16 protein-coding genes are annotated in these 12,512 nt (G+C 54.3%); 1 reads left to right on the top strand and 15 read right to left on the bottom strand.

The window, feature by feature from the left end; genetic code table 11:
* Positions 1-111: 111 nt before the first annotated feature.
* From dnaB to ACPLUI_RS05235, 13 genes are all read right to left on the bottom strand, one after another.
* Positions 112-1,452, bottom strand: coding sequence for a replicative DNA helicase (gene dnaB, locus ACPLUI_RS05295; RefSeq protein ID WP_424659230.1), 1,341 nt, complete (start codon positions 1,450-1,452; stop codon positions 112-114).
* A gap of 150 nt (positions 1,453-1,602) precedes the next feature.
* The gene (gene lonC / locus ACPLUI_RS05290; protein ID WP_424659229.1) at positions 1,603-3,519 is read right to left on the bottom strand and encodes a Lon family ATP-dependent protease; all 1,917 of its coding nucleotides are present in this window, start codon (positions 3,517-3,519) and stop codon (positions 1,603-1,605) included.
* Positions 3,520-3,553: 34 nt separating this feature from the next.
* Positions 3,554-4,003 (bottom strand): 50S ribosomal protein L9, encoded by a 450-nt coding sequence (gene rplI / locus ACPLUI_RS05285; protein WP_424659228.1) that lies wholly within the window; start codon positions 4,001-4,003, stop codon positions 3,554-3,556.
* Positions 4,003-4,983: a YybS family protein gene (locus tag ACPLUI_RS05280; RefSeq protein ID WP_424659227.1), complete on the bottom strand. Its 981-nt coding sequence runs from the start codon at positions 4,981-4,983 to the stop codon at positions 4,003-4,005. The genes rplI and ACPLUI_RS05280 overlap by 1 nt, the downstream gene beginning before the upstream one ends.
* A gap of 4 nt (positions 4,984-4,987) precedes the next feature.
* Positions 4,988-5,308, bottom strand: a complete 321-nt coding sequence (locus ACPLUI_RS05275; RefSeq protein ID WP_424659226.1) for a MazG-like family protein — start codon at positions 5,306-5,308, stop codon at positions 4,988-4,990.
* A gap of 183 nt (positions 5,309-5,491) precedes the next feature.
* Positions 5,492-5,725 (bottom strand): 30S ribosomal protein S18, encoded by a 234-nt coding sequence (rpsR, locus tag ACPLUI_RS05270; RefSeq protein WP_424659225.1) that lies wholly within the window; start codon positions 5,723-5,725, stop codon positions 5,492-5,494.
* Between the two features lie 41 nt (positions 5,726-5,766).
* Positions 5,767-6,189 (bottom strand): single-stranded DNA-binding protein, encoded by a 423-nt coding sequence (locus tag ACPLUI_RS05265; RefSeq protein ID WP_424659224.1) that lies wholly within the window; start codon positions 6,187-6,189, stop codon positions 5,767-5,769.
* A gap of 83 nt (positions 6,190-6,272) precedes the next feature.
* Positions 6,273-6,560, bottom strand: a complete 288-nt coding sequence (gene rpsF, locus ACPLUI_RS05260) for a 30S ribosomal protein S6 (RefSeq protein WP_424659223.1) — start codon at positions 6,558-6,560, stop codon at positions 6,273-6,275.
* Between the two features lie 128 nt (positions 6,561-6,688).
* A complete protein-coding gene (locus ACPLUI_RS05255) occupies positions 6,689-6,898 on the bottom strand; it encodes a DUF951 domain-containing protein (RefSeq protein ID WP_424659222.1) in 210 nt (69 codons plus the stop codon).
* Complete coding sequence (locus ACPLUI_RS05250; protein WP_424659221.1) at positions 6,876-7,769, bottom strand: mechanosensitive ion channel family protein; 894 nt, start codon at positions 7,767-7,769, stop codon at positions 6,876-6,878. Before ACPLUI_RS05250 ends, ACPLUI_RS05255 begins: the two co-directional genes overlap by 23 nt.
* A gap of 18 nt (positions 7,770-7,787) precedes the next feature.
* Positions 7,788-9,182: an aminopeptidase gene (locus ACPLUI_RS05245; RefSeq protein ID WP_424659220.1), complete on the bottom strand. Its 1,395-nt coding sequence runs from the start codon at positions 9,180-9,182 to the stop codon at positions 7,788-7,790.
* A gap of 76 nt (positions 9,183-9,258) precedes the next feature.
* Positions 9,259-9,864 carry a CvpA family protein gene (locus ACPLUI_RS05240; RefSeq protein ID WP_424659219.1) on the bottom strand — a complete coding sequence of 202 codons (606 nt, stop codon included), beginning with the start codon at positions 9,862-9,864 and terminating at the stop codon, positions 9,259-9,261.
* 150 nt (positions 9,865-10,014) lie between these two features.
* Positions 10,015-11,046: a hypothetical protein gene (locus ACPLUI_RS05235; RefSeq protein WP_424659218.1), complete on the bottom strand. Its 1,032-nt coding sequence runs from the start codon at positions 11,044-11,046 to the stop codon at positions 10,015-10,017.
* Between the two features lie 163 nt (positions 11,047-11,209).
* Between ACPLUI_RS05235 and yyaC the strand changes: the two genes are divergently transcribed.
* Positions 11,210-11,815, top strand: a complete 606-nt coding sequence (gene yyaC, locus ACPLUI_RS05230; protein ID WP_424659217.1) for a spore protease YyaC — start codon at positions 11,210-11,212, stop codon at positions 11,813-11,815.
* Positions 11,816-11,843: 28 nt separating this feature from the next.
* Here the strand turns inward: yyaC and ACPLUI_RS05225 are convergent, their stop codons facing one another.
* Positions 11,844-12,077 carry a YkuS family protein gene (locus tag ACPLUI_RS05225; protein WP_424659216.1) on the bottom strand — a complete coding sequence of 78 codons (234 nt, stop codon included), beginning with the start codon at positions 12,075-12,077 and terminating at the stop codon, positions 11,844-11,846.
* A gap of 109 nt (positions 12,078-12,186) precedes the next feature.
* A partial coding sequence (locus ACPLUI_RS05220; RefSeq protein WP_424659215.1) for a phosphoribosyltransferase occupies positions 12,187-12,512 on the bottom strand: 326 nt, incomplete at its 5' end.

Genomic DNA, 12,512 nt, shown 5'->3' with positions numbered 1-12,512 from the left:
AAACACAGTGATTCTAGCAAAGTAACAGGGGTATGTCAAGAGCAACCCTCTTTCAATAACTGGAAATAAGAGAGCTCCGCTGTATATCCGTTGCTATTTTACCATATTAAATTATTCAGGACCTGCTATTACTTCTTCTTTGGCCAGGTTCATAAACCTGGTGAATTCCTTCAAGAAAGCAAGTTCCACCAACCCCGTGGGGCCGTTTCTTTGTTTCGCCACGATAATTTCCGCTATGCCACGCTTCTCCGTATCCGGCCGGTAGTATTCATCGCGGTAAATAAACATAACCACATCCGCATCCTGCTCAAGCGACCCACTTTCACGCAAGTCGGACATGATCGGTCTTTTATCCTGCCGCTGTTCCACCGAACGGCTGAGCTGGGCCAGGGCCAGCACCGGTACGTTCAGGTCCTTGGCCACCCCTTTCAGGGAACGGGATATTTCCGCGATCTCCTGCTGACGGTTTTCCGCCCGCCTGCTCCCCTGCATTAACTGCAGGTAATCTACGAGGATGAGACCCAGGCCCTTTTCCGCCTGGAGCCTGCGGGCCTTAGCCCGCAGCTGGCGGGGTGAAAGGATAGCCGTATCGTCTATGTACAGGGGTGCCCTGGCCAGACGGGCCGCCGCCCGGGTAAGGCGGGCCCAGTCCTCCTCGGACAAATAGCCGGTGCGCACCTTCTGCTGGTCCACCATGGCTTCTGCGCAAAGCATCCGCTGCACCAGCTGGGCACGGGACATCTCCAGGCTGAAGACGGCTACCGGCACCTGGTGTTGCAGGGCCACCTGATGGGCGATGGTGAGGCCCAGGCTTGTCTTGCCCATGGCCGGCCGCCCGGCAATAATGATCAGATCTCCGGGCTGAAAACCGCAGAGCAGCCTGTCCAGGTCTGTAAAACCACTGGCAATGCCGCTGACCGTTCCTTTATTGCGGTAACGCTCTTCTATGTACTCGAAAATTTGTTGCAGAATTTCTTTTACGGAAAGAAACAGGCCCGTGGAGCGGCGGGCAGCCAGTTCCAGGATCATCCTTTCGGCCTCGTCCATCAGCCGCTCAACGTCATCACTACCCTCGTAGCCCAGGCCCGCAATCCTTTCGGCCACTTCTATTAACTGGCGCAGGATGGCCTTTTCTTCAACAATGCGGGCATAATATTCCACATTGGCTGCGGTCGGAACTACATTGACCAGGGAAGCCACATAGGTAACCCCGCCAATAAGTTCCAGAAGCTTTTTTTCCTGCAGGTAATTGGTCACAGTAAGCAGGTCGACGGGCTCGCCTGCTTCTTCCAGGGCGAGTATGGCCTCATATATCTTGCGGTGAGCCTCAAGGTAAAAGTCCTCGGGCTTCAGGAGCCGGGCCACCCGGGGTATGGCTTCCCGGTCCAGGAACAGGGCACCAAGTACCGATTGCTCTGCGTCTATGTTTTGTGGCGGTTTTCTTTCACTCATACCGGTTCACCTGTCCGCATACTTGTATCCGCATGGTATGTGAGGAAAGGATACGGTGCTGCCGGGGAAAGTACGGGGATAGTGGGAGCAGCACCGTATCCAGCTGGGCTTTTATTCTAAGTTGCATTTTCCCTTAATAATATTAACCTGTTATCTGACGAAAATATATTTCAGCATCTCCTCCACTGTAGAAACCGGAATGACTTCTATTCCTTTGAGGCCGGACGGGACATCGCTTTTGTTTTCCTCGGGAATAATCACCCGCCGCATTCCGGCCTGGCGGGCCCCATAAATTTTTTCAGGTACGCCACCCACACCCCGGATCCGCCCCTGAATGGACAACTCTCCGGTAATGGCTACATCCTGGGGGACGGGTCTTTCCTGCACGGCACTCAAAATGGCCAGGAAAATAGCCGCACCAGCGGAAGGACCGTCAATGCGCCCTCCCCCGACCACGTTAATGTGTACGTCATAGCTGGCCAGGTCTTCACCAGTAATTTTCCGAATAACGGAAGCAGCGTTAAATACGGAATCCCGGGCCATACTCCCCGCAGCATCGTTAAAGCGGATTGAACCCTGACCCTGGTTGCGAGCCGGGAAAACCACCGCTTCAATCTCCAGTACGGAGCCAACAAATCCTATTACGCCCAGGCCGAAAACCTTGCCCACTTCCATTTCCGGCCGGGCCTTTTGGAGGACATAGGGACTCAAGCGGCTGGCTTGAATTACTTCGTAAACGTCCTGTATGGTGACACCGTCTTCCCCCACTTCCCCCCCACCACGGTAACAGGCGAGCCCGTAAGCGTCGGCCAGAATGCCGATAGCCTTCCGCCCTTCAATTGTGTACTGGCTGATAACCTGGGGCACCTGCTCGTCTATCCTTACCCCCAGTTTTTCTGCGGCCTGTGTGATGATGCGTTCGATATCCTGCGGTGTCAGGGGGTCAAAGTAGACCTCGGCGCAGCGTGAGCGGATGGCCGGATTGATTTCCTCCGGATCCCTGGTGGTAGCCCCTATTAGAATGAAGTCCGCCGGAGCCCCTTCCTCAAAAAGCTTACGCACATACTGTGGCACCGCTGGGTCATGGGGGTCGTAATAGGGAGAATCGAAATATACCCTTTTATCCTCCAGCACTTTGAGCAACCTGGTCTGCAACACGGGATCCATTTCGCCTATTTCATCTATGAAAAGGACACCTCCGTGGGCTTCGGTGACCAGGCCCAGCTTGGGTTCGGGTACACCGCTATCGGCCAGATCCCGCCGTGCACCTTGATAAATGGGGTCGTGCACCGAACCGAGCAGTGGATTTGTTACCTCCCTGGGGTCCCACCGCAGTGCGGTGCCGTTCACTTCCACAAAAGGAGCATCCCTGGTAAATGGAGTGCCCTTGATTTTCTTGGCCGCTTCCAGAGCAAGTCTGGCTGCTGTAGTTTTACCCACTCCGGGCGGACCGTACAATAATATGTGCTGTGGAAATGGAGAAGCCAGTTTGGCAAGCAGTGCCTTCACCGCTCTTTCCTGCCCCACCAGTTCCGAAAAATCTCCAGGGCGAAGCACTTCCATGGCCGAACGGGCCAGTTTCTTTTGCTCCAGTTTCTCCAGAATAGCCAGCTTCTTCAGGGTCTGGGCGTTTTCGGGACCGGTATTTTCCTTGAGAACCTGCATTTTAATTTCTTTCACGTACTCTTCGTGCCGCTGCTGCAGCTTTTCACTGATCTTTTTCTCCAGTTCATCTTCCACTGTTCGCCGGGCCAGGATATCAGCAATTTCCTCTTCGACCTGCTCTAAAATAGCGGGGATTTCTTCCAGGTCGGGCACTCTATCCAGGGTGGGGTCCTCAAACACCAGCTTTTGCAGGGCCAGCACCCTGTCCTCAAGGCAATCGGAACGCATTAAATGCAGGACATTCAGTTTGCCCGCGCGCAAAACCAGTTTATCCGAGCCGTAGATGCCGGCCACCAGGCTATAAAGGGCATTCACCTGGCGGCGAAGCTGTTCCACTCCTTTGAACCTTGTACCGGGTTCTTCCCTGCTGCTGCCTTTGAATTTATGCAAAAAAACTTTCATTACCCCGGTTACTCCTTTCTAACTGCCTTTTACGTCACTCCTGCGGCAACACTGCCACTTTCACCTGTGCCTGTACACTGGGATGAAGTTTGATGACCAGGGTTTGTTCACCCAGCTGTCTGATGGGTTCCTTGAGCAGGATTTTTTTCTTGTCAATGGTTACCCGGTACTGCTGTTCCAGGGCCTCGGCGATATCCTTGCTGCTCACCGCTCCGAAAAGGCGGCCACCCTCGCCGACCCTGGCCTTAATCTGAACCGTTAATCCATCCAGGCGGGCGGCCAGGTCCCTGGCCCGGGCTTCGGCTTCCTGCCGTTTTCTCGCCTCTACGGCTTTTTGTTGAGCAAGCTCCTTCATCTTACCCGGAGTTGCTTCCACCGCGAGGCCGCGAGGTATGAGAAAGTTCCTGGCATATCCGTCACTAACATTCACCACGGAACCTCTGGAGCCGAGATTTTTTACGTCTTCCAGCAGTATGACTTTCATTATTTTCCCTCCCCTTTATCCCCGTGACGGCCTGGGTCCCTGACATTCAGCAGGGAATCAAGCAGGCCCAGAGTCATAAGAATCAGCACCGCAAAGGGCCAGTACAGCAAAACAGCCACGGCCAGCAGGACTTTCACAGAGCGGGAAAGCTGCCACCGGGCAAAATGAAAGCTGGCCACCGATAAACCCAGGATCAGGTACAGAAAAGCTGCGATATACAGAAGGTTTTCCCCGGCAGCAGTGAATACCTTTTTGCCCAGAGCGTCGCCTCCCATGAAAAAAGCCAGCCCCAGGATCACCAGCCAAACCAGGTACCAGGGAAATTGCCACTTCTTGAAAGCAGGCAGGGGTGTAACAACGTAACCCAGACGGCGGAAAATCAAATGCCCCAGGTAATAGGTGATAAAAGTGGTAACCAGTGAACAGACGACCAGGTTGGCGGGCAGCAAAATAGCGGCCTGATGCATCACTTCCTGGAGCAGGTGCCGCAATTCATCTTCTTTGCCCGGCTCGATGAGACCCTGCTGGCGGTACCACTCGATCAAATGTGCCGCACTCTGATGCATCTGTGTTCCGATGTCCAGGGGATTAATTCCGGTCATCCAGAAGCCCAGCACAAGTGTCAACAGTGCCAGGCAGGATGCAACCACTGCTGCCACTGCAACGGCAGTACCGGCCCGCACCTGGTTTTTAAAAAGCAGACCCAGCAGCAGGCCCAGAGGGCCCAGCTGGATGAGCATCATCAGAACAGTAACCGGCCGCCCATACAGCACAAACAGGAGTAACGCCGCCACCACCAGCGCGGCGGCACCAGTTTTAAGATCTTGCCTCCGCACAAGTACGGCCAGCGGCAGTGGCGCAAGGAAATTCACAAAAAACATCAAGGGTGGCACAACAAGACCGGTAAGTGTGATGACCACGGTGAGTGCCGCCAACAAGGCTCCTTCCGCCAGGGCATTATTTGGGAATCGCGAAGACAAGGAATCACCTCTTTTTTTCCACCAGGTGGGCCAGCAGGGCGGATAAATCTCCGTACCACCGTTCCATCTCGTGTCCCTCTTCTATGCCCTGGCGCAACTTGGACTCCAGCTTGAGGTCCATCCGGGTGAAACTAATACCCAGCCGGCGCCCCAGTACATAGCAGGTAATGATAATGCTGCTGAAGGCATCCATAAGCCGTTCTTCATTGCCCCGCAGCATAGCCTTAAACAGGGCAGAGAGGGAAGCCAGCAGATCCGCCTTCAGCCACTCTATTACCTTTATGTTTTTGGCTATACCCGTGTCCTGATGATGGGATCCGAACATCGGCTGACCCCCTTCGCTTCGTCCAGGAGTTAATTCGCGAGGCAGCTCTGCTTTTCCTGCCCCGTGCAAGTATCTTGATCCTGTTATTTGCTGGCCTCGCTGGCAGCGCATTTTAGGGATGGCACGAGCTGGCCATAACCGGGTGCAAATAAATAAGGGGAACCGGCAGTTCCCCTTCGTGATTTACTCAGCTGTGAAAGGTAGCAGGGCTATGTTCCGCGCCCTTTTTATGGCCACTGTCAGCATCCTCTGATGCCGGGCACAGTTTCCGGATATGCGGCGGGGTAAAATCTTGCCCCGCTCGGTAATATATTTTTTCAGCCGGGGTACATCCTTGTAATCAATAATGTCTATTTTATCCACGCAAAAGTTGCAGATGCGCTTTTTGCCCCGGCGTCCCCTATCCCTCTTCGCCAATGGAGTCACCTCTTCAAAATGTAGCTTTTTTTAAGGCTTATCTAAAATGGTATGTCATCCTCATTGAAGTTAATTTCGCTGTATCCACTTTCAGCCAGTGCGAAATCCTGGTTTCCGGTACCAGTTCCTGCGGCCTGGGTATCCCGCGGGCGATCCAGGAACCGCACTTGTTCGGCCACTACTTCGGCCGCCTTGCGCCGCACACCCTGGCTGTCGTCATAGGACCGGATCTGGAGGCGGCCTTCCACAGCCACCAGCCGGCCTTTCCCCAGGTACTGCGTACAAACTTCCGCCTGCTTCTGCCAGACAACGATGTCAATAAAATCAGTTTCCCGCTCCCCCTGCCGGCTGGCAAAAGGGCGGTCCACCGCTATGGTAAATCTGGCCACAGCCACGCCGTTGGGCGTGTAACGAAGTTCGGGCTCCCTGACCAGTCGCCCGATAAGGATGACTTTATTGAGCATCCTTCCACCGCCTCGGTTTTATTCTCTCCCCGGCAGGGCAGGCCGGTTTATAATCCGGTCGGTTGTCGGGAGATTTTCTCTTTTCAGGCTACCTGGCGCACAATAATGTGACGCAGCACGTCTTCCGTAATTTTCAGCACCCGGTCCAGTTCCTGGGCCACTTCGGGAGCAGCCTTAAATTGCATGATCATGTACAGGCCTTCCCGCGTGTGGGCGATTTCGTAGGCCAGGCGGCGCTTGCCCCATTTCTCGAGCCTGGTGACTTCCCCACCGTGGTTTTGCACGAGAGCCTTGAACTTTTCTGCTGCTTCGCCGGCCTTTTCCTCGTCTAGATCCGGGCGCAGAATGAATACACATTCATAGCTGCGCATCGAACACACCTCCTCCCTGTGGACTGCTGGCCCTACCATTCACACGGGTAGAGCAGGGCGGGTGACTAAATTGACTTGAAGATTATAGCATAATAGCGTCCAAATAGCAATAGCGCGGAGTATTTTCATCATTCATCTGTTTCGTTATCATCACTGGCTGTGCGTTCAATTGCTCGCACGCTTTTTTCAAACCTGGGCCGGGGGATCATCACCACCCGGCCGCAGGTCAAACACCTGATGCGAATATCTATGCCCGTACGCATCACTTCCCACCTGTCACCCCCGCAGGGGTGCGGTTTGCGGGTCCTTACCACATCACCAACCTGATACCTGTTCACGTTTCTCGCCCCCGTTCATGCTCATTACAACGCGCCTGGGGTAGGGTATTTCGATACCTTCCCGGTCAAAGGCTTCTTTTATCCGCCGGCGCAGTTCCCGCTCCACATACCATTGCTGCATGGGTTTTGTATAGGCTATAATTCTGATCACCAGTTCCGAGGGACCGAAATTTACCACTCCCAGCACGTGGGGGCCTTCGGCAATGACATCAGCCATATCTCCGGCTGCCTGTTCACAAACATGCTGCAACACCGCTGTAACCCTTTCGAGGTCTTCCTCGTAAGCAACGCCGACTTCCACCAGAGCTCTCATGTTACCCCGGCTGTAATTGGTTACCCTGGTTATCTGACCGTTGGGAAGGATATGAAGTTCCCCGCCGAAATCCCGCAGACGTGTTACCCGCAGGCCCATCTCTTCCACCGTCCCGCTTACCCCTGCTGCGGTAATGTAATCACCTACAGCAAACTGATCTTCCAGTAACAGAAAAAATCCGGTGATTACGTCGCGTACCAGGTTCTGGGCGCCAAATCCCACTGCCAGGCCCACCACGCCAGCCCCGGCCAGTAAGGCTTCCACCCGCACCCCAAACAGGTTCAGGACGGTTACCAGGACAATAAAGTAAATGGTGTAGCGCAAGCCGCTTTTTAATAATGTACAAAGCGTCTGGGTACGCCTGGTTTCAAAAGGACCAATCTTATTCCAGTTGATGAAAAATCTTTCTATGGCCGTATCACCCAGGCGCATAACAACAAAGGCCAGCACGAGCACAAGCAAGATCTTGAGACCGGTGCTGAAGATTTTGCCCCAATCTATGGCCAGCAGGTGTGCGGCTGCCGCCTGCATTACTCCGGTTCCCCAAATTCCTCCCACGGTACGAACCTCCAGCTTTTAGCCCCCGAGGAAGGCCCGGTACCCCCGGTAAGCCATGTAAATGTCAACCTTGTGAGCTACTTCAAAGGGAGAATGCATTCCCAGCAGGGGAACTCCGCAGTCCACAACATCCATGCCGTGCAAAGCCAGCAGGTAGGCTATGGTTCCGCCGCCCCCCTGGTCCACTTTGCCCAGAAGACCGTTCTGCCAGGCCACGCCGTGCCGCTTAAACAGGTGGCGCACCAGTCCCATGAATTCTGCATGGGCATCATTTGCCCCCTTTTTCCCCGCGGCACCGGTATATTTCGTCAAGACCACACCGTGACCCAACCGGGCGGCATTGAGTTTGTCCATGACATCGGGATAGTTGGGGTCCAGGCCGGCATTCACGTCGGCCGAAATTGCCCTGGAGCTGGCAAGGGTCCGCCGCAGAACCAGTTCGCTGTACCGCGGAACAATTCGCGCAGCCAGCTCGGCCACGAAATTGGTAAAAAAGGTCGAGTACATCCCCGTGTTACCCGTACTGCCGATCTCCTCTTTATCCACGAAAAGGGCTACCGCGGTACGGGGCGGATTTGATATATCCGCTATTGCTTTCAATGTGGTATAAACGCTCACCCGGTCATCCTGACCGTACCCCCCCACCAGGCTGCCGTCTACCCCGACATCGCGGGCCGGCCAGGCGGGTACGGCTTCAATTTCGGCACTGATGAAGTCTTCCTCCTGCACTCCGTACTCCCTGTTCAGGTAATCCAGTACGGCCTGTTTGATTTTTTCCCGCACTTCGTTGCTGGTTACCGGCAGACCTCCTGCGAGAATACTCAATGCCTCACCGCTGATCCCTTCAGCCATCTTTTTTTCCATCTGTTCCCTGGCCAGGTGGGGTAAGAGGTCGGCTATGGTAAAAACAGGCTCTGTTTCCCTTTCTCCAATAACCACTTTGAGCACCCGGCCATCTTCCTTGACCACAACCCCGTGCAGGGCCAGCGGAATACCAACCCAGTGATACTTCTTAATGCCCCCGTAATACTGGGTTTTTAACATGGCCAGGTCCGCCTCTTCGTACAGAGGCTGGGGTTTTAAATCCAGCCGGGGGCTGTCCACGTGGGCTCCCACCACGTTTATACCTTTTTCAAGGGGTTCGCTACCAACTATGGCCAGTGCCATGCATTTACCCCGCCAGGTGGCAAACACACGCTCTCCCGGTTGCAGGGCGTCTTTTTGCTCCAGTGGAACAAACCCCCTGTCTTGAGCAGTCTTGACAGCCAGCTCTATTGTTTCCCGCTCCGTTTTGGCTGCAGAGATAAACTGGCGGTACTCACCGGCCAAACCCATGACCTCTTCTTTTTCCGAGTCGTTCAACCTGGTCCAAACTGGTGTGGTGCCGGATTGATTCTTCACATCCTGCGTCATAATTCTCGCCTCCCATAATTACAATCAATGGTATTATCTCCCCACTTCGCACAACTTAGCATTGTTACTTTTCGTTTCAGGCAACAAGTGCGGGCACCAGATGCTGCACTGACTTAACAACAGGCTGGAGCACTCTGACCAAACGGGAGGATTCTAAAGCCCGGGCGAGCCACGGCAGGGGTTCACCGGGCAACCATAAATTTGCTCCATGTTTTAGCGACAGGATCAAGGCTATCAAGATGGCTGCCGCCACCAGCCCGCGTGCCACGCCCAGGACCAGGCCGCCCGCACGGTCCACGGGTCCGAGAAAACCCAATCTTGCGACCCGCCCCACCAGCTCTCCAACCCACCCAACCAGGAGAGCAGTAATCAGAAGAATTGCTGAAAAAGATATTAAGTCCAGCAGATTTTGCACCAGGCGCTGGAAAAGATACTGCTCCAGGCCGGATACAGGTCGGGTGGCCGGGCCGTTGGCAGGTGCAGCAAGCCAGGACTTGAGCCACTGTTCCAGGGGCCATTGCCGCTTGAGGCATGTAGCGAGGGGAGCTTGAAATTCTCTGGCCAGGAACAGTCCTAAAATCAGACCGCACAGCCGTGCCAGGCCGCTTACCAGTCCGGTCTTCAGACCCTGCCAGGTTGACCACCCAATCATCCAGACCAGGAGTAAATCCAGCCAGTTCAAAGCCGGAGCACCCTTTCTTTTTCATCATTTAAGGTATTTAATACCTTTTTCTAGCATGAGCTGCCAGATTCCTGCTTTTATTGTCCAAATGACTACCGGTCCGGCCTGATAATCGGGCCCGGCTACCAGGCACCGACGCAGCTTCATGCTTCAGTCCTTGAGCATTCTTTTTAGCTTGAGTGGTGTAATTAGCAGGCCCGCCACAATCAAAAGGCCGGCATAACCGAAAAGCGGGTAAAGTATTTGTACCAACCGGTTAAAATCCAACCTGGCCAGGGGGAGGGCCAGCACAATGGTGGTCAGTCCCACCAACCTGTAAGGCCACCCCCCACCTGGAGCCAGGCGACTGGCAAAGCCATGTGCGTCCGCTATGGCAGTTGTTATGATGGCCATCCAGATCAAAATTCCAAGTCCGTGCCGCCATCCTTCGCCCAGGCCACCTGCAATGCACAGGAGCGGTACCTGGTAATGTGTTATCCGGGGGTAAAAGAACAGGCCCGCCAGGGTAACCAGGATTGCTGTGGCACCCAGGGCAATCCCACCCGTCAAACCACCCAGGATCCCGGGTTTTTGGTCCACACTGCGCCCCAGGGAAGACATAACGGCCACCGGCACCACCATGTTATAGGAGACATACAGAATGCTGGACCAGAGCCAGTGCCTGGCCGAACCGCTCATTGTCCCTCCCAGATCCCCGGGCGCCGGCCAACCGCCGTTGTGAATTACGGCCAGGAGACAAACGAGTGCTATAATACAAACTTTCACTGGCACAAGGACCATGTTGGCCAGAAGAACTCCTTCCAGCCCGCCCAGGATGACCAGGGCCGTTATCACGGCGGCCAGCAGTGCGCCCAATTCCGTCGGAAGCCCGAATTGCTCGTTAAAAAGCGCACCACTGCCGGCCAGCATTACTGTCAATCCTCCGGGTAACATGGCCAGGTTCAACCAGTCCACCAGCCGGGCCAGCTTGCGCCCGGTCAATAATGGTAGCAGTTCGGCATAACTGCTACATCCAAGTGCGGTCGTGAAACTCATCAGTAAAAAACCCAGCAAGGCAAATAACATCGTGGCGATTACCACGCCCCAGAGTCCCTGTTCGCCATAAACAATAAAGAACTGGAGGATTTCCTGGCCCGAAGCAAATCCCGCTCCAATTACCGTGCCTGCATAAAGTGCGCTCACCTGAAACCATTGGCGCCAGCCCCTACCCGGCAAGTCCAACACCCCCCTTTCATTTCTATGCAGGGGGCGCGCCGGTTTGACTAAAATTAAACTTTCCAGGAATAATACCCGGCCCTGCGGGAAATAAATATACTAGTTATTGGCAAATCAGGGGGAATCCAAGATGATCGATAAAGCTCAAGACCTGCAGGATTTTATGGCTGGCGGAAAAGCCAAATTTCATATAGATGATCCTCTGGCGGCGAAAAAATTTGGTTATGATCTTTTTACACGCCTTGAGCGGCGCGGAGGGTTAGCCGGCCAGCCACTTGTTTTGCTATGTATTGGCACAGACCGCTCTACAGGAGATTGCCTGGGCCCGCTGGTGGGCACAAAGCTCGCCTCCTGCAGCCAGGACCTTTTTGCAGTCTACGGCACACTGGACCAGCCGGTTCATGCCAGCAACCTCCATGAAAGGCTGGGTGAAATCTACAGAGTACATCAGAATCCCCTGGTGATTGCCGTGGATGCTTCTCTGGGAAGTGCGGACAGCGTCGGTTTTGTTACCATAGGTGACGGTGCCCTGCACCCGGGTGCTGGTGTAAATAAAAAACTCCCCCCTGTTGGTGAGATTCATATCACCGGCATTGTCAACGTGGGCGGATTCATGGAATATCTGGTCCTGCAGAATACCCGGCTCAACCTTGTCATGCGCATGGCAGACGTTATTGCTCATGGGATACTACAGGCGGCAGCACTTTGTGCAAGGAGAGAAACCCGGGAGCTTTAACCCGGGTTTCTCTTTCAACATTTTTCGATTATCCCAGTTCCTTGATCCGGGATAAAACCTGTTCAGGTGTCTTCCCGGCCGCATCTATCACAGGTACTTTTGTCGTAATGTCCTGCATGTTCATAGTGTTGTTGTCCAGACCGGTAAGCACTATGGCCAGGACATTCTCCTCGCTGCCGGGATCTACCACGGTGTAGCCCTGTTCCTTCAGTAGATTTCTCACCCCCGTCAAGTTTTCCTCTACCGCTACTTTTTTGGCCATGATAAAGCACCTCCCGTTCCCTGTTAGTATGGCCGGGAGGTGCCTTTTTAAATCGCACCGGTTTTCTACCTGTACAGGTGGGGTGGTGGCATGCGGGATATTTTTGACCTCACAGAGCTGTCTTTTCTTTTAATAGCCGGATCACTTCCTCATCAGCAACCTGGTTGAAATCCCGGTAAAATTGCCCCACGGCGTAAAAATCGTCGGGAACTTCCAGTACAACCAGCTTATCCGCTTCATCTTCCAGCTGTCTCATGGTCTCCCGGGGTGCCACCGGAACAGCGAGCACGAGTTCTTCAGGTTCAAATTTATGTCGGACCCAGCGCAGGGCGGCCAGCACCGTGTATCCAGTGGCAATGCCGTCATCAACGACAATAATACACCTCCCGCTGTAATCCGGGTACTCGTCTGAGCCACGGTAAAGGATCATGCGCC

The sequence above is a fragment of the Desulfofundulus sp. genome, from assembly GCF_049701015.1.
Taxonomy (GTDB): domain Bacteria; phylum Bacillota; class Desulfotomaculia; order Desulfotomaculales; family Desulfovirgulaceae; genus Desulfofundulus.
This window is presented reverse-complemented; position numbering and strand designations above follow the sequence as displayed.